The following is a 19718-nucleotide window of genomic DNA, read 5'->3' as shown; positions in this document are numbered from 1 at the left end:
TAAGCGCAGCGCCACCGGGCTTTGTTCAGAGCACTACGCGCTGCGGCGCAGCATTCCTTGCTTTTTCAACCACACCAGCAGAATCGAAATCGCGGCAGGTGTGACGCCGGAGATACGTGAGGCCTGGCCGATCGACACAGGTTTGTGATCGTTCAGCTTGGCGATCACTTCGTTGGACAGGCCCGTCACCTGACGGTAGTCCAGCATTTCCGGCAGCAGCGTGTTTTCGTTGCGCTGCTGTTTGTCGATCTCATCCTGCTGACGCGCGATATAACCTTCGTACTTCACCTGGATTTCAACCTGTTCAGCGGCTTCAGCGTCTTCAAGACCCGGCGCGAACGCGGTCAGTTTGACCAGGTTCTGATAGGTCACTTCCGGGCGACGCAGTAAATCTTCACCGCTGGCTTCGCGCGAGAGCGGCGCTGTTAAGTGAGCATTCACTTCGGCAGCGGTTTCCGCCTGCGGATTCACCCAGGTCGTTTTCAGGCGCTGACGTTCCTGCTCGATGCGCTCCAGCTTCTCGTTGAAGCGTGCCCAGCGTTCGTCATCCACCAGACCCAGCTCGCGGCCCATTTCGGTCAGACGCAGGTCGGCGTTGTCTTCACGCAGCATCAGGCGATATTCAGCACGAGAGGTAAACATGCGGTACGGTTCTTTGGTCCCCAGGGTGCAGAGATCGTCAACCAGCACGCCCAGATAGGCCTGAGAACGGCCTGGCGCCCAGCCTTCTTTCTCAGCAGAGAAACGCGCAGCGTTGAGACCCGCAAGCAGACCCTGGGCAGCCGCTTCTTCGTAACCGGTGGTGCCGTTAATTTGGCCGGCGAAGAATAGCCCCTGAATGAATTTGCTTTCCAGGGTTGGCTTCAGGTCTCGCGGATCGAAGAAATCGTACTCAATAGCGTAGCCGGGACGAACGATTTTTGCGTTCTCCATGCCCTGCATTGAGCGGACAATTTGCATCTGTACATCGAACGGCAGGCTGGTGGAGATGCCGTTCGGGTAAATTTCGTTTGAGGTCAATCCTTCCGGCTCCAGGAAGATCTGGTGCTGATTACGATCGGCAAAGCGCATGACTTTATCTTCGATCGACGGACAGTAGCGCGGGCCGATCCCTTCGATCACGCCAGCATACATTGGGCTGCGATCGAGGTTATTACGGATCACGTCATGGGTTTTTTCGTTGGTATACGTGATGTAGCACGGTACCTGCTGCGGATGTTGCGCCGCATTGCCCATGAACGAGAAGACCGGCATTGGGTTATCACCGTGCTGTTGTGCCAGCACGCTGAAATCAATGGTGCGCGCATCAATACGCGGCGGCGTACCGGTCTTCAGACGACTCACGCGCAGCGGCAGTTCACGCAGGCGGCGAGACAGGGGAATCGACGGCGGATCGCCAGCACGACCACCGCTGTAGTTATCCAGCCCGATATGAATTTTACCGTCCAGGAATGTCCCGACCGTCAATACAACCGATTTTGCGCGGAACTTGAGGCCCATCTGGGTCACTGCGCCCACAACGCGATCGTTCTCGACGATCAGATCTTCAACCGCCTGCTGGAAGATCATCAGGTTAGGCTGGTTCTCCAGGGCGGTGCGTACTGCCTGACGGTAAAGCACGCGGTCTGCCTGAGCGCGGGTGGCCCGAACGGCAGGGCCTTTACTCGCGTTTAGTATCCTAAACTGGATGCCTGCACGATCGATCGCTTTCGCCATCAGGCCGCCAAGTGCATCCACTTCTTTTACCAGGTGTCCTTTCCCAATGCCGCCAATCGCCGGATTACAGGACATTTGTCCCAGCGTGTCGATATTGTGTGTCAAAAGCAGGGTCTGTTGACCCATGCGCGCTGCGGCCATTGCTGCCTCAGTGCCTGCGTGACCCCCGCCAATGATGATGACGTCGAAAGGATCCTGATAAAACATGGTGGTCTGCCTCGCATAAAGCGGTATGAAAATGGATTGAAGCCCGGGCCGTGGATTCTACTCAACTTTAGTCTTTCGAGAAAGCATTGGGATCCTGGGCTATTAAAAAGAAGATCTTTTTATTTAGAGATCTGTTCTATTGTGATCTCTTATTAGGATCGCGGACCTCTGTGGATAAGCCCGATCTCATAAATAAGATCATGCGGTTAGAAAGGATCGTTTGCTGTGAGTGATCGGTGATCCTGGACAGTATAAGCTGGGATCAAAAGGGCACTTTATCCACAGGCTCAAAATGGCTGCAGAGTTATTCTTGGGATAACTACGGGTTAATCCGAGCTTTTAACCAGAGTTATCCACATCTGTTTGCGCGATCTTTAAGCGTTTTTGAGTAAATTTTTCCAATCTGCTAGCCAGATCTCGGCTGGATCTTCCGGAATATCATGATCGAGGATGTTGATCTTGAGCGTTTCACCCAATTGTTTGGCTCCACAAGAGGTGACCGCGGCTTCTACTTTCTCTATAGCACCACAGAAGGTGTCATATTCACGGCTGCCGATCCCAACCGCGCCAAAACGGACGTTTGAGAGGTCAGGCTGCTGTTCCTGCAGTTCATCATATAAAGGTTGCAGATTATCCGGGATATCGCCCGCGCCGTGCGTGGAGGTAATCAGCAGCCAGACCCCGTCAGACGGGAGATCTTCAAGTAACGGTCCGTGCAGGGTTTCTGTAGAAAAGCCCGCATCTTCCAGCTTCTCAGCCAGATGTTCCGCTACGTATTCCGCACCGCCAAGGGTGCTGCCGCTGATAAGGGTAATGTCCGCCATTGATCGCTCGCTCAGATAAAGAGGCGGCCATTGTACGCTGTGAACGAGCTGGGATCTACCTGTGGAAAATGTGGGAATGGTTTTGCCCGATCATGGGCGGATGGTGCGCATGATCGGGTTTTGCAGGGAGATCAGCGTCTCGGTGGATTGAATTTCATCAATTGTTTGGATCTTGTTGATAAGTACCTGCTGGAGCGCATCGATAGATCGGCACATTACCTTAATAAAGATGCTGTAGTGACCGGTGGTGTAATACGCCTCGGTGACCTCGTCTAACGCGTTCAGTTTCTCCAGTGCGGAAGGATAGTCTTTCGCGCTTTTAAGAATAATGCCAATGAAGCAGCAGACGTCGTAGCCCAGCTGTTTAGGGCTCACATCGATATGCGCGCCGGTGATGATCCCGGCCTGCTTCATCTTCTCAACGCGAACGTGGATTGTCCCCGGGCTGACGCCAAACTGTTTCGCCAGCTCGGCGTAGGCGGTGCGTGCATTGGCCATTAAGGCTTCCAGGATGCCGCGGTCCAGATTGTCGATCTGATAATTTTCCATAGCTTTTTCTTATGAAGATTAATGAATGTTTCTATTCTAGCGCCTTATTTTAACGAATCAAAAGTGAAGCAGGCTTTTTGTTGTTTGATTATTGAATTGAGTGCCATTTCTGTTGCTTAATCAATACCAACAGGACGCAGGAGTATAAATAATGAAAACCGCTTACATCGCAAAACAACGCCAGATCAGTTTCGTTAAATCCCATTTTTCTCGCCAGCTGGAAGACAAGCTTGGGCTGATTGAAGTCCAGGCGCCGATTCTGAGCCGCGTGGGTGACGGGACCCAGGATAACTTGTCTGGATGCGAAAAAGCGGTACAGGTGAAAGTGAAAACACTGCCAGATGCCCAGTTCGAAGTGGTGCATTCTCTGGCGAAGTGGAAGCGTCAAACCCTGGGACAACACGACTTCAGCGCGGGCGAAGGGCTCTACACGCACATGAAAGCCCTTCGCCCCGATGAAGACCGCCTGACGGCTATTCACTCTGTCTACGTTGACCAGTGGGACTGGGAGCGCGTAATGGGCGACGGCGAACGCCACCTGGGTACGCTGAAATCCACCGTTGAGGCGATTTACGCCGGGATCAAAGCGACCGAAGCGGCAGTGAGCAAAGAATTTGGTCTGGCACCGTTCCTGCCGGAATCGATCCACTTTGTTCACAGCCAGGAACTGCTGAGCCGCTTCCCGGATCTGGATGCCAAAGGCCGCGAGCGTGCGATTGCCAAAGAGCTGGGCGCCGTGTTCCTGATTGGGATCGGCGGCAACCTGTCTGACGGTAAGCGCCATGACGTGCGCGCTCCGGATTATGATGACTGGAGCACTACGGGTGAGAGCGAGTTTGCCGGGCTGAACGGTGATATTCTGGTCTGGAACCCGATTCTGGAAGATGCGTTTGAGCTCTCTTCTATGGGGATCCGCGTGGATGCCGATGCGCTTAAGCGTCAGCTGGCGGTGACCGGTGATGAAGATCGTCTGCAGCTGGAGTGGCACCAGGCGCTGCTGCGCGGTGAAATGCCGCAAACCATCGGCGGCGGTATTGGCCAGTCTCGTCTGACTATGCTTCTTCTGCAGCTCTCCCATATTGGTCAGGTGCAGTGTGGCGTCTGGCCGCAGCAGGTTCGTGAAAGCGTCGGTTCCCTTCTGTAATTAGCGCCGCCAGCGTCTGAGCAGGCGGCTACGCAACCCGGTATCAAAGCGCCAGATATGATCGAAGATGCGCATGATGCCGGGTTTTCCATGTGCCGACATCGCGACGGCATGGAAACGGTGCTGGTGCACCCGCTGCAACTCCTTCACTTTATTCACCACGTCATCCGGCAGCCGCTGGGCAATAAAATCGGAAATCACCACTGCGTCGGCGTCGTACCAGTCGCCGCCCTGCATACGTTCGACGATGCTGCGAAAGCAGCTGGCCAGATCGGTACCGCCGCGAAAACGCTGGCTCAAAAAGCGGATCGCCTGCTCGATACCCTGCTGGTTCGTCAGCTCATAGCCCACCACTTCGCTGGAAAAGAGCATGATGAAGCAGCGACGCCGGTCGGCGAGCGCGACGCGCATCAGGGCCAGGCAGAATGCTTTCGCACACTGCTCGTTGAAACCGCCCATCGATCCGGATGTATCCACGCACACAATAAAGGGGCCGCGCGGCTGTTCATCAAAATCCTGATGAATGACCGGGCGCTGGCTTAACTTCTCGTGCCAGGCTTCGCCGTGGAGACGATAGGTGAGAAGCTGCTTTTCCACCAGCCGGCGGTAAAACTCATATTCCAGCTCCGTCATCCCCAGCGTGCTCAGCTCGGTGGGCAAAAGGCGCAGGATGTCATCGCTCTGCTGGAGGCCGTCCACCTGTTCCGGCACCGTGGCCGGTTCGCGTACCAGGGTACGAAAGGTTTCCATCGGCGCATCTTTCTTTGGGACGGATTTTGCCTCCCGCGAGCGGCCCAGCTGTTCCGCGAGCTTCATCAGCTCCGGCTGTTGTGCCAGAAAGTCGCCGTACTTTACGATCAGCTGGTAGTCTCCGCGCTTCAACTGTCCGGCGCTCATGTCCCAGAGGCGTCCGGCGGCATTTTCGTTTTCTACCAGCACCTCTTCGAGCTGGCCGCTCAACGTCATCCGCTCCTGAACTTCACTGAGCAGCTGCTCTCGCTCCTCATCCAGCAGCTGCTGGTTAAGGGTGGTGGCCTGAACGACCAGGCTCAGCCGCCAGCGCTGTAAAAAGAGGGTATGCAGCGCCGGGGTAAAGGTGGCGTTATCCGTGACCAGCGCGCGGGCCTGGCTGGCAAACGGCGAGTGGACTTTATCGAGCAGCGTCAGGGTTTGCGGTAACTGAACGATAAACTGCGTTGTCGACAGCCGCTGGCACTGCTGATAGCCGGCGACCTCCTCCGTCAGTTCGGGCGGGACTTCCGTCTCCTTAAATCGCTGACGCAGGCTATCGCGCCAGCGTGGGAGATCGTCGGTCATCGCCTTTTTGAGCTTTGGGAATTTCTCAAAAAAGGCCGCCAGCTGGGGGGAGGCCAGAAGGGTAATAACCACCTCCTCGATCAACCCCTCCTCGCTGACCGCCAGCATGACGTTAAGCGTGTCCAGCGTTAGCATTGACGCGCCTGTTTGATCTGCGCGCTGACGTCCTGCAGGCTGGCTTCGATGCGACCTAGCCAGTCGCTATGGATAAAGAGGCATTTTTGCTGATCGCTAAAGCGCGTGTGCTGCTGATGCCATTCGGTATCCAGCGCTGCCAGCTGTTGCTTAATCTCTTCCGGTACGCTGTCGGAGGCGGTTCCCGGCAGCGCAAGACGCGATCCCTGCAGGCTGACGTCGCGGATCACCAGATGCTGACTGCTGTCCACTTCCATAGTGAGCTGTTGCGCAAAACCAATACCGTTCAGCTTGCCGCGGATCTCACCGCCCTTATCCAGCCACTGCGCCAGCGCTTCGCGCTCCATCGTAATGTGGACTACCTGCATGTCGTGAAGTTTGAGCGGCTGCTGAAGCAGCAGCGTTAGCGTGGTGCCGGTGAGATCGGCAGGGAGTTCATAGTGCGGTTTGCGCGCAAACATGCCGCCAAGGCGGCTCACCTTCAGCGCCGTTTTATCACTTTGCTGCTGCTGGAGCTGAATGCGACGCTGGGCAATTGCGCCCAGCTGATTGAGCATCGACTGCTGGCCCCAGGCGTGCCCGGTCATCAATACTTCAAGCTGTTGCTGCATCAGGTTCATGCCTTCAGCATCGTGCCACAGGCAGTCTTTCAGCAGGATCAGGTCGATTGGTGCGACGGCATCACGCCCGCTGAACAGCGCGCTGGCCTGTAGCAGGCGGATCGCCTTTTTCCAGCGACGATCGGACACATACGGCGCTGACGGCAGTAAATCGAGCTGCTGGCGCAGCATGAAGATCAGTTCAAAGACGGCATCTGGCAGCGTGATTTTGCCGATGTCCTGCTGCCACTGGTAATACTCCTCATCCGAGACCTGCAAAGATGCAGGAACCGGGTTCTCATTCTCATCCTGCTGGCTCACCAGCATGGAGCGAAAGTTGGACTTATCCTGTACTTTGTCCAGCCACAGGCGGATCAGCATGCGGTCATACAATGCTTCGAGGCTGCTGTCGGCTTCCGGCAGTTCGTTTGAGGCGGCCACCAGCAGGCGCATCGGGATTTTCTCTTCGCTGGCGCCATTGCGAAACCGACGTTCGTTAATTGCCGTCAGCAGGGTGTTCAGAATGGCCGGGCCAGCTTTCCAGATTTCATCCAGAAAGACAATTTCAGCTTCGGGTAAATATCCTGCAGTTAAGCGCTCATAGCGTCCTTCATCCTTTAGCGCCTGAATGGAGAGCGGGCCGAACACTTCCTCAGGGGTGGAGAAGCGGGTCATAAGGTATTCAAAGGCGCGCGCATTCTGAAAGGCAAACTTCAGCTTGCGGGCAATCAGGCTTTTGGCAATGCCCGGCGGACCCAGCAAAAACACGCTCTCACCGCTCAGCGCCGCCAGTAAACAGAGACGAATGGCGTGGCTACGCTCGTAAAGGCCTTTCTCCAGCGCGCTGCTGAGACGGGAAATTCTTTCTGCTAATAAATGTGAGTAAGCCATAATAGTTTTGCATCCTTTCGCCGTCGTGGCGGCCAATTGAAGCGAGTATAGACGTTTCAGTCAGGGCTGGTAATAGACTGAAGTGCGGCGCTATTTTCTTTGCGCTACATTAACGCGGTTGCATTTAGGGGTACGATTTTGCAATGAATCGTGCATACTGTGCGCTTTTTGTGGGCCAAGGGACTAAGCACACATTTGTTATTTAAACGAAAAGACTAGTCTATGAGCACTGATAATAAGCAATCATTACCCGCAATAACGCTTGCGGCGATCGGGGTTGTCTACGGTGATATTGGCACCAGCCCGCTTTATACGCTTCGTGAATGTCTGTCTGGCCAGTTTGGTTTTGGTGTTGAACGTGATGCCGTCTTTGGTTTCCTGTCTCTCATCTTCTGGCTCCTGATTCTTGTCGTCTCGGTAAAATATCTCTCCTTCGTTATGCGCGCAGATAACGCGGGTGAAGGGGGGATCCTGACGCTGATGTCGCTGGCCGGGCGCAATACGTCCGCCAGAATGACCTCGGTGCTGGTCATCATCGGCCTGATTGGCGGCAGCTTCTTCTATGGGGAAGTGGTGATAACGCCCGCCATCTCGGTGCTCTCGGCGATTGAGGGGCTGGAGATTATCGCGCCACAGCTGGATACGTGGGTGGTTCCGCTCGCCATCATCGTCCTGACGCTGCTTTTCGCTATTCAAAAGCACGGCACGGGGCTGGTGGGCAAACTGTTCGCGCCAATTATGCTGGCCTGGTTCCTGATCCTGGCCGTGCTGGGCTTGCGCAGCATTATTGCCAACCCGGACGTGCTGCATGCGCTGAACCCGTACTGGGCGGTGCATTTCTTCCTTGAATATAAAGTTGTCTCTTTTGTGGCGCTCGGCGCAGTTGTGCTCTCCATCACGGGCGTTGAAGCCCTGTATGCCGATATGGGCCACTTCGGGAAGCTGCCTATCCGCGTTGCGTGGTTTAGCGTGGTACTGCCGTCGCTGGTGCTGAACTACTTCGGCCAGGGCGCGCTGCTGCTCAAACACCCGGAAGCGATTAAGAACCCGTTCTTCCTGCTGGCACCTGACTGGGCGCTGGTGCCGATGCTGATCCTCGCCACGCTGGCGACGGTGATTGCGTCTCAGGCGGTCATTTCCGGTGTGTTCTCGCTGACCCGTCAGGCCGTGCGTCTGGGGTATCTCTCTCCAATGCGTATTATCCACACCTCGGAAATGGAGTCCGGCCAGATCTACATTCCTTTCATTAACTGGCTGCTCTATTTCGCGGTGGTGATTGTTATCGTCAGCTTCGAACACTCCAGCAACCTGGCCGCGGCGTACGGTATTGCGGTGACCGGTACGATGGTGCTGACGACATTCCTCTCCACCACGGTGGCTTACCGGAACTGGCACTGGAATAAACTCCTTGTGGGGCTGATTCTGGTGGCCTTCCTGTGCATCGACGTGCCGCTGTTCTCCGCCAACCTCGACAAGATTGTCTCCGGCGGCTGGCTGCCGCTGACGCTGGGTCTGGTGATGTTCATTGTGATGACGACGTGGAAGAGCGAGCGTTTCCGCCTGCTGCGCCGCATGCACGAGCACGGCAATTCTCTGGAGGCGATGATTGCCTCGCTGGAGAAATCCCCGCCGGTGCGCGTGCCGGGCACGGCGGTGTATATGTCCCGCGCGCTGAACGTGATCCCGTTTGCGCTGATGCATAACCTCAAGCACAACAAAGTGCTGCACGAGCGCGTGATCCTCCTGACGCTACGTACCGAGGATGCGCCATACGTTCATAACGTGCGTCGCGTGCAGATTGAGCAACTGTCGCCGACCTTCTGGCGCGTGGTGGCAAGCTACGGCTGGCGCGAAACGCCGAACGTGGAAGAGGTATTCCACCGCTGCGGTCTGGAAGGGCTGAGCTGCCGCATGATGGAGACGTCGTTCTTTATGTCTCACGAGTCGCTGATTATCGGCAAACGTCCGTGGTATCTGCGCCTGCGCGGCAAGCTTTACCTTATCCTGCAACGTAACGCCCTGCGTGCGCCTGACCAGTTTGAGATCCCGCCTAACCGCGTGATTGAGCTGGGAACGCAGGTCGAGATCTAATCCTCCGTACGGGCTGATGCCCTCACCCCGACCCTCTCCCACAGGGAGAGGGTGCAAACATAAAAAACGGTAACCTGAGGGTTACCGTTTTGCATTTACCTCTCCTCCATATTTCACTTAGCGAAACGTTTCGACGTTGATCACAATTCCGTTACGTCATGATGGTTTTCTGAACATTTCTGAGGCTACACTACTTTTAGCGAAACGTTTCGCTAGTGGAGCAAGAAAATGAAGAAAGGCACGGTTCTCAACTCAGAAATCTCATCGGTTATTTCCCGTCTTGGGCATACCGATACGCTGGTGGTTTGCGATGCAGGCTTACCGGTTCCGCGCAGCACAACCCGTATCGATATGGCGTTAACGCAGGGTGTCCCTTCGTTTATGCAGGTACTGGGCGTAGTGACGGCGGAGATGGAGGTTGAGGCGGCCATTCTCGCGACGGAAATTAAACAACATAATCCGCAGCTCCACGAAACGTTGCTCAGCCACATTGAGCAACTGCAGCAACACCAGGGAAACACTATAGAAATTCGTTACACAACGCACGAGCAGTTCAAACAACAAACCGCAGACAGTCAGGCGGTGATTCGCAGCGGGGAGTGTTCCCCGTATGCGAATATCATTCTCTGTGCTGGCGTCACCTTCTGAGGCCATCATGGACGCATTACTGCAGCTTAAAGGGATCGATAAATCCTTCCCGGGCGTAAAAGCCCTCTCAGGTGCGGCACTGAACGTATACGCCGGGCGCGTCATGGCGCTGGTGGGCGAAAACGGTGCCGGCAAATCCACCATGATGAAAGTGCTGACCGGTATCTATCAGCGCGATGCGGGTTCGCTCGTCTGGCTGGGTAAAGAGACCACCTTCACCGGCCCGAAATCCTCTCAGGAAGCGGGCATCGGCATTATCCACCAGGAACTGAACCTGATCCCGCAGCTCACCATTGCGGAGAACATCTTCCTGGGCCGCGAGTTTGTGAACCGGTTCGGCAAAATCGACTGGAAAACGATGTACGCCGAAGCGGACAAGCTGCTGGCGAAGCTGAACCTGCGCTTCAAGAGCGACCGCCTGGTGGGCGATCTCTCTATCGGCGATCAGCAGATGGTGGAAATAGCGAAGGTGCTGAGCTTTGAGTCGAAGGTCATCATTATGGATGAACCAACCGACGCCCTCACCGATACCGAAACCGAATCCCTGTTCCGCGTGATCCGCGAGCTGAAATCGCAGGGGCGCGGGATTGTCTATATCTCACACCGTATGAAAGAGATCTTCGAAATCTGCGATGACGTTACCGTCTTCCGCGACGGACAGTTTATTGCCGAGCGCGAAGTGGCGACGCTGATCGAAGATTCGCTTATCGAAATGATGGTGGGGCGTAAGCTCGAAGATCAGTATCCGCATCTGGACAAAGCGCCGGGTGAGATCCGCCTGAAGGTGGACAATCTCTGCGGTCCTGGCGTGAACGACGTGACCTTTACCCTGCGCCAGGGCGAGATCCTGGGCGTGGCGGGCCTGATGGGCGCGGGCCGTACCGAGCTGATGAAAGTGCTTTACGGCGCCCTGCCGCGTGCAAGCGGCTATGTCACCCTCGACGGTCATGAAGTGGTGACGCGATCCCCGCAGGATGGCCTGGCGAACGGCATCGTCTATATCTCTGAAGACCGCAAGCGCGATGGCTTAGTGCTGGGCATGTCGGTAAAAGAGAACATGTCGCTCACCGCGCTGCGCTATTTCAGCCATAGCGGCGGTACGCTGAAGCACAAAGACGAACAGCAGGCGGTCAGCGATTTTATCCGTCTCTTTAACGTTAAAACCCCGTCGATGGAGCAGGCGATTGGCCTCTTATCCGGCGGTAATCAGCAGAAAGTGGCGATTGCGCGCGGGCTGATGACGCGCCCGAAAGTGCTGATCCTCGATGAGCCAACCCGCGGCGTGGACGTGGGCGCGAAGAAAGAAATTTATCAGCTGATTAACCAGTTCAAGGCCGACGGTCTGAGCATCATTCTGGTCTCTTCCGAGATGCCAGAAGTATTAGGCATGAGCGATCGCATTATCGTTATGCATGAAGGGCATCTCGGCGGTGAATTCACTCGCGAGCAGGCCACCCAGGAAGTTCTGATGGCTGCCGCTGTGGGCAAGCTTAATCGCGTGAATCAGGAGTAAGAAGATGACTACCCAGGCTGTTTCTGGTCGCCGCTATTTCACTAAGGCATGGCTGCTGGAACAAAAATCGCTGATTGCCCTGCTGGTGCTGATCGCGATTGTCTCCACCATGAGCCCGAACTTTTTTACCGTAAATAACCTGTTCAACATTCTTCAGCAGACGTCCGTCAACGCCATTATGGCGGTCGGTATGACGCTGGTGATTCTGACGTCGGGTATCGATCTGTCCGTCGGTTCCCTGCTGGCGCTCACCGGTGCGATTGCCGCTTCAATTGTAGGGATTGAGGTCAACGCGCTGGTGGCCGTTGCAGCAGCGCTGGCTGCGGGCGCTGCGATTGGCGCCGTGACCGGGGTGATTGTGGCGAAAGGCCGCGTTCAGGCGTTCATCGCCACGCTGGTGATGATGCTCCTGCTGCGCGGTGTGACCATGGTTTACACCAACGGCAGCCCGGTGAACACGGGCTTTACGGATAACGCCGATCTGTTTGGCTGGTTTGGTATCGGCCGCCCGCTGGGGATCCCGACGCCGGTCTGGATCATGGCTATCGTCTTCCTGGCGGCGTGGTACATGCTGCACCACACCCGTCTGGGCCGTTATATCTACGCCCTGGGCGGTAACGAAGCGGCAACGCGCCTGTCCGGTATCAGCGTCAATAAAGTCAAAATTATCGTTTACTCCCTGTGCGGTCTGCTGGCGTCTCTGGCGGGCATCATCGAAGTGGCGCGCCTCTCTTCCGCGCAGCCAACGGCGGGTACGGGATATGAGCTGGATGCCATTGCGGCAGTGGTTCTGGGCGGTACGAGTCTTGCGGGCGGTAAAGGTCGCATTGTTGGGACTTTGATCGGCGCACTGATCCTCGGTTTCCTGAATAATGGTTTGAATTTGTTAGGTGTTTCCTCCTATTACCAGATGATCGTTAAGGCAGTGGTGATTTTGCTGGCGGTACTGGTAGACAACAAAAAACAGTAACTGACGACACTACAGGACATCTTAGATATGAACATGAAAAAACTGGCTACCCTGGTTTCTGCAGTCGCGCTGAGCGCAACCGTAAGTGCTAACGCAATGGCAAAAGACACCATCGCGCTGGTTGTCTCTACCCTGAACAACCCGTTCTTCGTCTCCCTGAAGGACGGCGCGCAGAAAGAAGCGGACAAACTGGGCTACAACCTGGTGGTGCTGGATTCGCAGAACAACCCGGCGAAAGAGCTGGCCAACGTTCAGGACTTAACCGTTCGTGGCACCAAAATTCTGCTGATCAACCCAACCGATTCTGATGCCGTAGGTAACGCCGTGAAGATGGCAAACCAGGCGAAAATTCCGGTGATCACCCTCGACCGTCAGGCGTCTAAAGGTGAGGTGGTCAGCCACATTGCTTCTGATAACGTGCTGGGCGGCAAAATCGCGGGTGATTACATCGCGAAGAAAGCCGGTGAAGGCGCGAAAGTTATCGAACTGCAGGGCATCGCCGGGACTTCCGCAGCGCGTGAGCGTGGTGAAGGCTTCCAGCAGGCCGTTGCAGCGCACAAATTTAACGTACTGGCCAGCCAGCCGGCAGACTTCGACCGTACTAAAGGCTTGAACGTGATGCAGAACCTGCTGACCGCGCACCCTGACGTGCAGGCCGTATTCGCCCAGAACGACGAAATGGCGCTGGGCGCACTGCGTGCCCTGCAGACCGCAGGTAAATCTGATGTGATGGTTGTCGGATTTGACGGCACGCCGGATGGTGAAAAAGCGGTAAATGATGGCAAACTGGCTGCGACCATCGCTCAGCTGCCAGAGCAGATTGGCGCCACTGGCGTTGAAACTGCCGATAAAGTGCTGAAGGGCGAAAAAGTTCAGGCCAAATACCCCGTTGACCTGAAGCTGGTCATCAAGCAGTAAAAAGGCGATTCAGGCAGTCGCTGGCTGCCTGAGGGACACCCTAAAAAGAAAAGTGTGGCATACGCCACCGGGTAACACCGGTGGCGCTCTCAGATGGACACCTCAATACATGAAAACCGCAGGCAACCTCGTCGTCCTTGGCAGTATCAATGCCGATCACATTCTTAACCTTGAAACCTTCCCGACGCCGGGCGAAACCGTCACCGGTAATCAGTACCAGGTGGCCTTCGGCGGTAAGGGCGCAAACCAGGCCGTCGCCGCCGGACGCAGCGGGGCGAATATCGCGTTTATCGCCTGTACCGGCGATGACGATACCGGCGAGCGCGTACGCAAACAGCTGGCAAGCGACAACATCGATGTTGCGCCGGTGAGCGTGGTCGAAGGGGAATCCACCGGCGTGGCGCTGATTTTCGTCAACGCTGAAGGTGAGAATGTTATCGGTATTCATGCGGGCGCTAACGCCGCGCTGACGACTGAACGTGTTGAAGCGCAGCGCGAGATCGTCGCGGATGCGCAAGCCCTGCTGATGCAGCTGGAATCCCCAGTTGAAAGCGTGCTGGCCGCCGCGAAAATTGCGCATGAAAATCATACCACTGTCGTACTTAACCCGGCTCCAGCCCGTGTATTATCAGACGAGCTGCTGGCGCTGGTGGACATCATCACCCCGAACGAAACCGAAGCAGAAAAACTGACGGGTATTCGCGTTGAAAATGATGACGATGCCGCGCGTGCAGCAAAAGTGCTGCACGGGAAAGGCATTGGAACGGTGATCATTACCCTCGGCAGCCGCGGGGTATGGGCAAGCGTAAACGGTGAAGGCCGCCGCGTGCCGGGCTTTAAGGTCAAAGCCATTGATACCATCGCAGCGGGAGATACGTTCAACGGGGCATTAGTGACTGCGCTGCTGGAAGGTAAGGGTATGGATGACGCGATTCGCTTTGCCCATGCTGCAGCCGCGATCGCGGTAACGCGTAAAGGCGCGCAGCCTTCCGTTCCGTGGCGTAAAGAGATTGATGAATTCTTAAGTCAGCAGGGGTAACGCTTGGCTACGATGAAAGATGTCGCCCGCATGGCGGGCGTTTCTACTTCGACGGTCTCCCACGTCATTAATAAGGATCGCTTCGTCAGTGAGGCGATACGGGAGAAAGTCGAAGCTGCAGTAAAAGATCTCAACTATGCGCCGTCTGCGCTGGCACGCAGCCTGAAGCTCAATCAGACGCGCACTATCGGCATGCTGATTACGGCCAGTACCAACCCTTTTTATTCTGAACTTGTGCGCGGCGTAGAGCGCAGCTGCTTCGAACGTGGCTATAGCCTGGTGTTGTGCAATACCGAAGGCGACGAGCAGCGCATGAATCGCAACCTTGAGACGCTAATGCAAAAACGCGTCGATGGGCTACTGCTGCTGTGTACCGAAACGCATCAGCCCTCGAAAGAGATTATCCAGCGCTATCCTTCTATCCCGACGGTCATGATGGACTGGGCACCGTTCGACGGAACCAGCGATCTGATTCAGGATAACTCCCTGCTGGGCGGCGATATGGCGACTCAGCATCTTATTGATAAAGGCTATACCCGCATCGCCTGCATCACCGGTCCGCTGGACAAAACCCCGGCACGCTTGCGTCTGGAAGGGTATCTTTCCGCCATGGAACGGTCCGGGCTTGCCATTCCTGATGGTTACCGGATCACCGGTGATTTTGAATTTAACGGCGGCTTCGAGGCGATGCAGACGTTGCTGGCGCAGGAGCCGCGCCCGCAGGCGGTTTTTATCGGTAACGATGCGATGGCGTTTGGTGCCTATCAGGCGTTGTATCAGGCTGGGCTGCGCGTGCCGGACGATATGGCGGTAATTGGCTACGACGATATCGAGCTGGCGCGCTATATGACGCCGCCGCTCACCACCATCCATCAGCCGAAGGATGAACTGGGCGAGCTGGCCATTGATGTACTGATTCACCGTATGGCGCAGCCCACGCTGCAGCAGCAACGCCTGCAGCTTACTCCTGTTCTGATGGAACGCGGTTCGGTTTAGCTTTCTCTTTATGACGTTCTTTTATCAGGTTCCGGCCGTCCTTCGGTTTTAACAGCATAAAGACCAGCGCCGATACCACCGTAAGCGCGCCCATGGTGATAAAGGTATAGTGGAACTGCTCGACGGTATTCGTACCGTCGACCCCTTCATAAAACCGCAGCACTGCCGCACTCACGGCAACGCCAAGACTTATCGACAGCTGTTGCGTGACGGCCAGCACGCTGTTGCCGCTGCTGGCGTTCTCGTCGGTGAGGTCGGCAAGGGTGATTGTATTCATCGACGTGAACTGCGTCGACATCGCCATACCCAGCACAAACAGCGGCAGGATCAGCATCCAGACGGGTAACGCGGCGGACTGCAGTGAGAACTGGGCAATCATCAGGCCGATAAAGACCGTCACGCCAACCAGCGTTTTACGATAGCCAAACCAGCGCAGCACCTGCGTTACCGTTGATTTCGCCAGAATCGATCCCATCGCCGTGGGCGCCATCATGCAACCGGCAATCAACGCCGGATAACCGAAACCGACCTGCAGCATCAATGGCATCAGAAAGGGAACACAGCCCGTACCCAAGCGCGAGGCAATGTTACCCGCCACGCCGACCGAGAAGGTGCGGGTATTAAAGAGAGACAGAGAGATCAGCGGTGTCGGATGGCGGCGTGCGTGACGTATATAAAGAAGGAACAGCAAAATACCGCTGAAGATGACGGTCAGCGCCAGCCACGTCGCGACAATTTTCTCACCAAACAGCTCCATGCCGCTGGAGAACAGAACCAGGCTCAGGCCAAACAGGAAAAAACCGCCCATATCGAAGCTGCGTCTTGGCGTGGTGAAGTTCGGCATATATTTGCGGGCATAAATCAGGCCCGCCACGCCAATCGGAATGTTAATCAGGAAAATCCAGTGCCAGCTTGCCCAGGTGACGAGCACACCGCCCAGCACGGGGCCAAGTATCGGGCCGACCAGGCCAGGCATGGTGACGAAGTTGAGAACGGGCAGCAGCTCGCTGCGCGGATAGGCGCGCAGTAGTGCCAGACGCGCGACGGGCATCATCATCGCCCCGCCTACCCCCTGGAGCACGCGGAAAATTACCAGCTCCGTTAAGGAGGTGGAGAGCGCGCAGGCCAGAGATCCAAGGGTGAAAAGCGTCACCGCGAGCATGAAGACTTTTCGGGTGCCGAAACGATCTGCCAGCCAGCCGCTGACCGGGATCAGCATGGCAACCGTCAGGGTGTAGCTGATAATGGCGGACTGCATTGCCAGCGGCGAACGGTTAAGGCTTTGTGCGATGGCGGGAAGTGCAGTATTGAGGATAGTGGCATCCAGTGCCTGCATAAAAAAAGCCATGGCTGCAATCCACGGCAATCCGGCCATGCTGCGCGCTTTTTTCTCTGTCATTTATTTACCTGCTGGTGGGTTGGTGCGGCAAGTAATGCCTGGCACGCACTCAGGGCTTTCTGCCCGTCGCTCTCCTGAATGGCATCAACTATCGCCTGATGCAGATCCAGCTTTACGACTTCATCCTGGGTAATAGAGGTGAAGTAGGTGTGGTACACCGAATGGAATAAAGAGGCAAAGGAGGTAAGGAACGGATTGGCGCTCATCATATAGATATGTTCATGCCAGGCCATATCCACCTCAATCCAGCGCTCGCGGTTGAAGTGCTTTTTCAGAAACACCATCTCTTCCATTAAGGTATTCAACTGCGCTTTTTGCTCTGCGGTACCGAGCGAGGCGGCAAGCAGGCAGGCCTGAGGTTCGAGACTGCTGCGCATCACCAGGAAATGATCGACGACCTGGTTCAAGTTATCTTCATTCATCCACCAGAAGAGTAATTCCTGATCGAGGAAGTTCCAGTTAGCCTGAGGCATCACGCGAGTGCCAATGCGGGGACGCGGAAGCACCATCCCTTTTGCTGTTAAGGTTTTCACTGCTTCGCGAACGGCGGTACGGCTTACCCCGAACTGCTCGCCCAGCTCCAGCTCACCCGGCAGGATGCTGCCCGGGGCATATTTACCCACTAAGATCAGCTGAGCCAGCTTTTCTGCCAGCACATAGGAAAGGTTTTTTTGTGCTGCCAGCTGTTGTGCGCTTAAGGGCATCGCGTTTATTCCTTAATGATTCATGCTGGTAAGTATGCCACCTCGAGTGTGATTGTGGTTGCAGATACATCAAATAGAACAATTTGTAGCTTGATTTCATCCCTGTTGGTGAAAAAAAACACGGTCAGAAACTTTTTTTAAATTTCCGCTTGTTACTTCGGAATAACTCCCTATAATGCGCCTCCACTGACACGGAACAACGGCTTACAGGCCGCCGGGTTAGCGGGGTTCAGCGATGAACGCCGACAGAGAAAAGCGAAAATAAGCGCTTGACTCTGAATGAGGAAAACGTATTATACGGGACCTCGCAACGGTGAGCGAAAGCCGCGTTGCACTGCTCTTTAACAATTTATCAGACAATCTGTGTGGGCACTCAAAGTGACATGGATTCTTAATGTCTTCGGACAATAAATGAATACCAAGTCTCTGAGTGAACATACGTAATTCATTACGAAGTTTAATTCACGAGCATCAAACTTAAATTGAAGAGTTTGATCATGGCTCAGATTGAACGCTGGCGGCAGGCCTAACACATGCAAGTCGAGCGGTAGCACAGGGAGCTTGCTCCTGGGTGACGAGCGGCGGACGGGTGAGTAATGTCTGGGAAACTGCCTGATGGAGGGGGATAACTACTGGAAACGGTAGCTAATACCGCATAACGTCGCAAGACCAAAGAGGGGGACCTTCGGGCCTCTTGCCATCAGATGTGCCCAGATGGGATTAGCTAGTAGGTGGGGTAACGGCTCACCTAGGCGACGATCCCTAGCTGGTCTGAGAGGATGACCAGCCACACTGGAACTGAGACACGGTCCAGACTCCTACGGGAGGCAGCAGTGGGGAATATTGCACAATGGGCGCAAGCCTGATGCAGCCATGCCGCGTGTATGAAGAAGGCCTTCGGGTTGTAAAGTACTTTCAGCGGGGAGGAAGGCGATAAGGTTAATAACCTTGTCGATTGACGTTACCCGCAGAAGAAGCACCGGCTAACTCCGTGCCAGCAGCCGCGGTAATACGGAGGGTGCAAGCGTTAATCGGAATTACTGGGCGTAAAGCGCACGCAGGCGGTCTGTCAAGTCGGATGTGAAATCCCCGGGCTCAACCTGGGAACTGCATTCGAAACTGGCAGGCTAGAGTCTTGTAGAGGGGGGTAGAATTCCAGGTGTAGCGGTGAAATGCGTAGAGATCTGGAGGAATACCGGTGGCGAAGGCGGCCCCCTGGACAAAGACTGACGCTCAGGTGCGAAAGCGTGGGGAGCAAACAGGATTAGATACCCTGGTAGTCCACGCCGTAAACGATGTCGACTTGGAGGTTGTTCCCTTGAGGAGTGGCTTCCGGAGCTAACGCGTTAAGTCGACCGCCTGGGGAGTACGGCCGCAAGGTTAAAACTCAAATGAATTGACGGGGGCCCGCACAAGCGGTGGAGCATGTGGTTTAATTCGATGCAACGCGAAGAACCTTACCTACTCTTGACATCCAGAGAACTTTCCAGAGATGGATTGGTGCCTTCGGGAACTCTGAGACAGGTGCTGCATGGCTGTCGTCAGCTCGTGTTGTGAAATGTTGGGTTAAGTCCCGCAACGAGCGCAACCCTTATCCTTTGTTGCCAGCGGTCCGGCCGGGAACTCAAAGGAGACTGCCAGTGATAAACTGGAGGAAGGTGGGGATGACGTCAAGTCATCATGGCCCTTACGAGTAGGGCTACACACGTGCTACAATGGCGCATACAAAGAGAAGCGACCTCGCGAGAGCAAGCGGACCTCATAAAGTGCGTCGTAGTCCGGATTGGAGTCTGCAACTCGACTCCATGAAGTCGGAATCGCTAGTAATCGTAGATCAGAATGCTACGGTGAATACGTTCCCGGGCCTTGTACACACCGCCCGTCACACCATGGGAGTGGGTTGCAAAAGAAGTAGGTAGCTTAACCTTCGGGAGGGCGCTTACCACTTTGTGATTCATGACTGGGGTGAAGTCGTAACAAGGTAACCGTAGGGGAACCTGCGGTTGGATCACCTCCTTACCTTAAAGAACCTGCCTTTGTAGTGTCCACACAGATTGT

The 19718-nt window shown here is 55.4% G+C and carries 15 protein-coding genes and 1 rRNA gene; 9 read left to right on the top strand and 7 right to left on the bottom strand.

The genetic code is table 11. The features are described 5' to 3' along the window. Positions 1 to 33 precede the first annotated feature (33 nt). The 3 genes from mnmG to asnC all read right to left on the bottom strand — a co-directional run bounded on the left by mnmG (position 34) and on the right by asnC (position 3296). Positions 34 to 1923 carry a tRNA uridine-5-carboxymethylaminomethyl(34) synthesis enzyme MnmG gene (gene mnmG / locus D5067_RS23140; RefSeq protein ID WP_119936491.1) on the bottom strand — a complete coding sequence of 630 codons (1890 nt, stop codon included), beginning with the start codon at positions 1921 to 1923 and terminating at the stop codon, positions 34 to 36. Between the two features lie 374 nt (positions 1924 to 2297). After that, on the bottom strand, positions 2298 to 2747 hold the full coding sequence (gene mioC, locus D5067_RS23135; RefSeq protein ID WP_119936492.1) for an FMN-binding protein MioC: 450 nt from the start codon (positions 2745 to 2747) through the stop codon (positions 2298 to 2300). 90 nt (positions 2748 to 2837) lie between these two features. Further along, the gene (asnC, locus tag D5067_RS23130; RefSeq protein WP_119936493.1) at positions 2838 to 3296 is read right to left on the bottom strand and encodes a transcriptional regulator AsnC; all 459 of its coding nucleotides are present in this window, start codon (positions 3294 to 3296) and stop codon (positions 2838 to 2840) included. A gap of 151 nt (positions 3297 to 3447) precedes the next feature. Between asnC and asnA the strand changes: the two genes are divergently transcribed. Continuing rightward, entirely contained in the window at positions 3448 to 4440 is a 993-nt protein-coding gene (gene asnA / locus D5067_RS23125) for an aspartate--ammonia ligase (protein ID WP_119936494.1), read from the top strand. On the opposite strand, the gene viaA is transcribed toward asnA, so the two are convergent. Together viaA and ravA are read right to left on the bottom strand one after the other, a co-directional pair. Then, a complete protein-coding gene (gene viaA, locus D5067_RS23120) occupies positions 4441 to 5892 on the bottom strand; it encodes an ATPase RavA stimulator ViaA (protein ID WP_119936495.1) in 1452 nt (483 codons plus the stop codon). Continuing rightward, complete coding sequence (gene ravA, locus D5067_RS23115) at positions 5886 to 7382, bottom strand: ATPase RavA (RefSeq protein ID WP_119936496.1); 1497 nt, start codon at positions 7380 to 7382, stop codon at positions 5886 to 5888. Before ravA ends, viaA begins: the two co-directional genes overlap by 7 nt. A 222-nt stretch (positions 7383 to 7604) precedes the next feature. Between ravA and kup the strand changes: the two genes are divergently transcribed. The 7 genes from kup (at position 7605) to rbsR (ending at position 15557) form a co-directional block, all read left to right on the top strand. Beyond that, complete coding sequence (gene kup / locus D5067_RS23110) at positions 7605 to 9473, top strand: low affinity potassium transporter Kup (RefSeq protein ID WP_119936497.1); 1869 nt, start codon at positions 7605 to 7607, stop codon at positions 9471 to 9473. A 228-nt stretch (positions 9474 to 9701) separates the two neighbouring features. Beyond that, the gene (gene rbsD / locus D5067_RS23105; RefSeq protein ID WP_119936498.1) at positions 9702 to 10121 is read left to right on the top strand and encodes a D-ribose pyranase; all 420 of its coding nucleotides are present in this window, start codon (positions 9702 to 9704) and stop codon (positions 10119 to 10121) included. Positions 10122 to 10128: 7 nt separating this feature from the next. Further along, a complete protein-coding gene (gene rbsA / locus D5067_RS23100) occupies positions 10129 to 11634 on the top strand; it encodes a ribose ABC transporter ATP-binding protein RbsA (protein WP_119936499.1) in 1506 nt (501 codons plus the stop codon). 4 nt (positions 11635 to 11638) lie between these two features. Beyond that, positions 11639 to 12604 carry a ribose ABC transporter permease gene (rbsC, locus tag D5067_RS23095; protein ID WP_119936500.1) on the top strand — a complete coding sequence of 322 codons (966 nt, stop codon included), beginning with the start codon at positions 11639 to 11641 and terminating at the stop codon, positions 12602 to 12604. A 27-nt stretch (positions 12605 to 12631) separates the two neighbouring features. Then, positions 12632 to 13522: a ribose ABC transporter substrate-binding protein RbsB gene (gene rbsB, locus D5067_RS23090; protein ID WP_023333911.1), complete on the top strand. Its 891-nt coding sequence runs from the start codon at positions 12632 to 12634 to the stop codon at positions 13520 to 13522. 109 nt (positions 13523 to 13631) lie between these two features. After that, on the top strand, positions 13632 to 14561 hold the full coding sequence (rbsK, locus tag D5067_RS23085; protein ID WP_119936501.1) for a ribokinase: 930 nt from the start codon (positions 13632 to 13634) through the stop codon (positions 14559 to 14561). A 3-nt stretch (positions 14562 to 14564) separates the two neighbouring features. Further along, the gene (rbsR, locus tag D5067_RS23080) at positions 14565 to 15557 is read left to right on the top strand and encodes a ribose operon transcriptional repressor RbsR (RefSeq protein WP_119936502.1); all 993 of its coding nucleotides are present in this window, start codon (positions 14565 to 14567) and stop codon (positions 15555 to 15557) included. Here rbsR and mdtD read toward each other — a convergent pair. Next, a complete protein-coding gene (gene mdtD, locus D5067_RS23075) occupies positions 15523 to 16956 on the bottom strand; it encodes a multidrug transporter subunit MdtD (RefSeq protein ID WP_119936503.1) in 1434 nt (477 codons plus the stop codon). The genes rbsR and mdtD overlap by 35 nt on opposite strands. After that, positions 16953 to 17660: a FadR/GntR family transcriptional regulator gene (locus D5067_RS23070; protein ID WP_119936504.1), complete on the bottom strand. Its 708-nt coding sequence runs from the start codon at positions 17658 to 17660 to the stop codon at positions 16953 to 16955. The genes mdtD and D5067_RS23070 overlap by 4 nt, the downstream gene beginning before the upstream one ends. Before the next feature lie 479 nt (positions 17661 to 18139). On the opposite strand from D5067_RS23070, the gene D5067_RS23065 reads away from it, so the two are divergent. Further along, positions 18140 to 19679, top strand: a 16S ribosomal RNA gene (locus D5067_RS23065). Positions 19680 to 19718: the final 39 nt, after the last annotated feature.

It is taken from the genome of Enterobacter huaxiensis (assembly GCF_003594935.2).
GTDB classification, from domain to species: domain Bacteria; phylum Pseudomonadota; class Gammaproteobacteria; order Enterobacterales; family Enterobacteriaceae; genus Enterobacter; species Enterobacter huaxiensis.
This window is presented reverse-complemented; position numbering and strand designations above follow the sequence as displayed.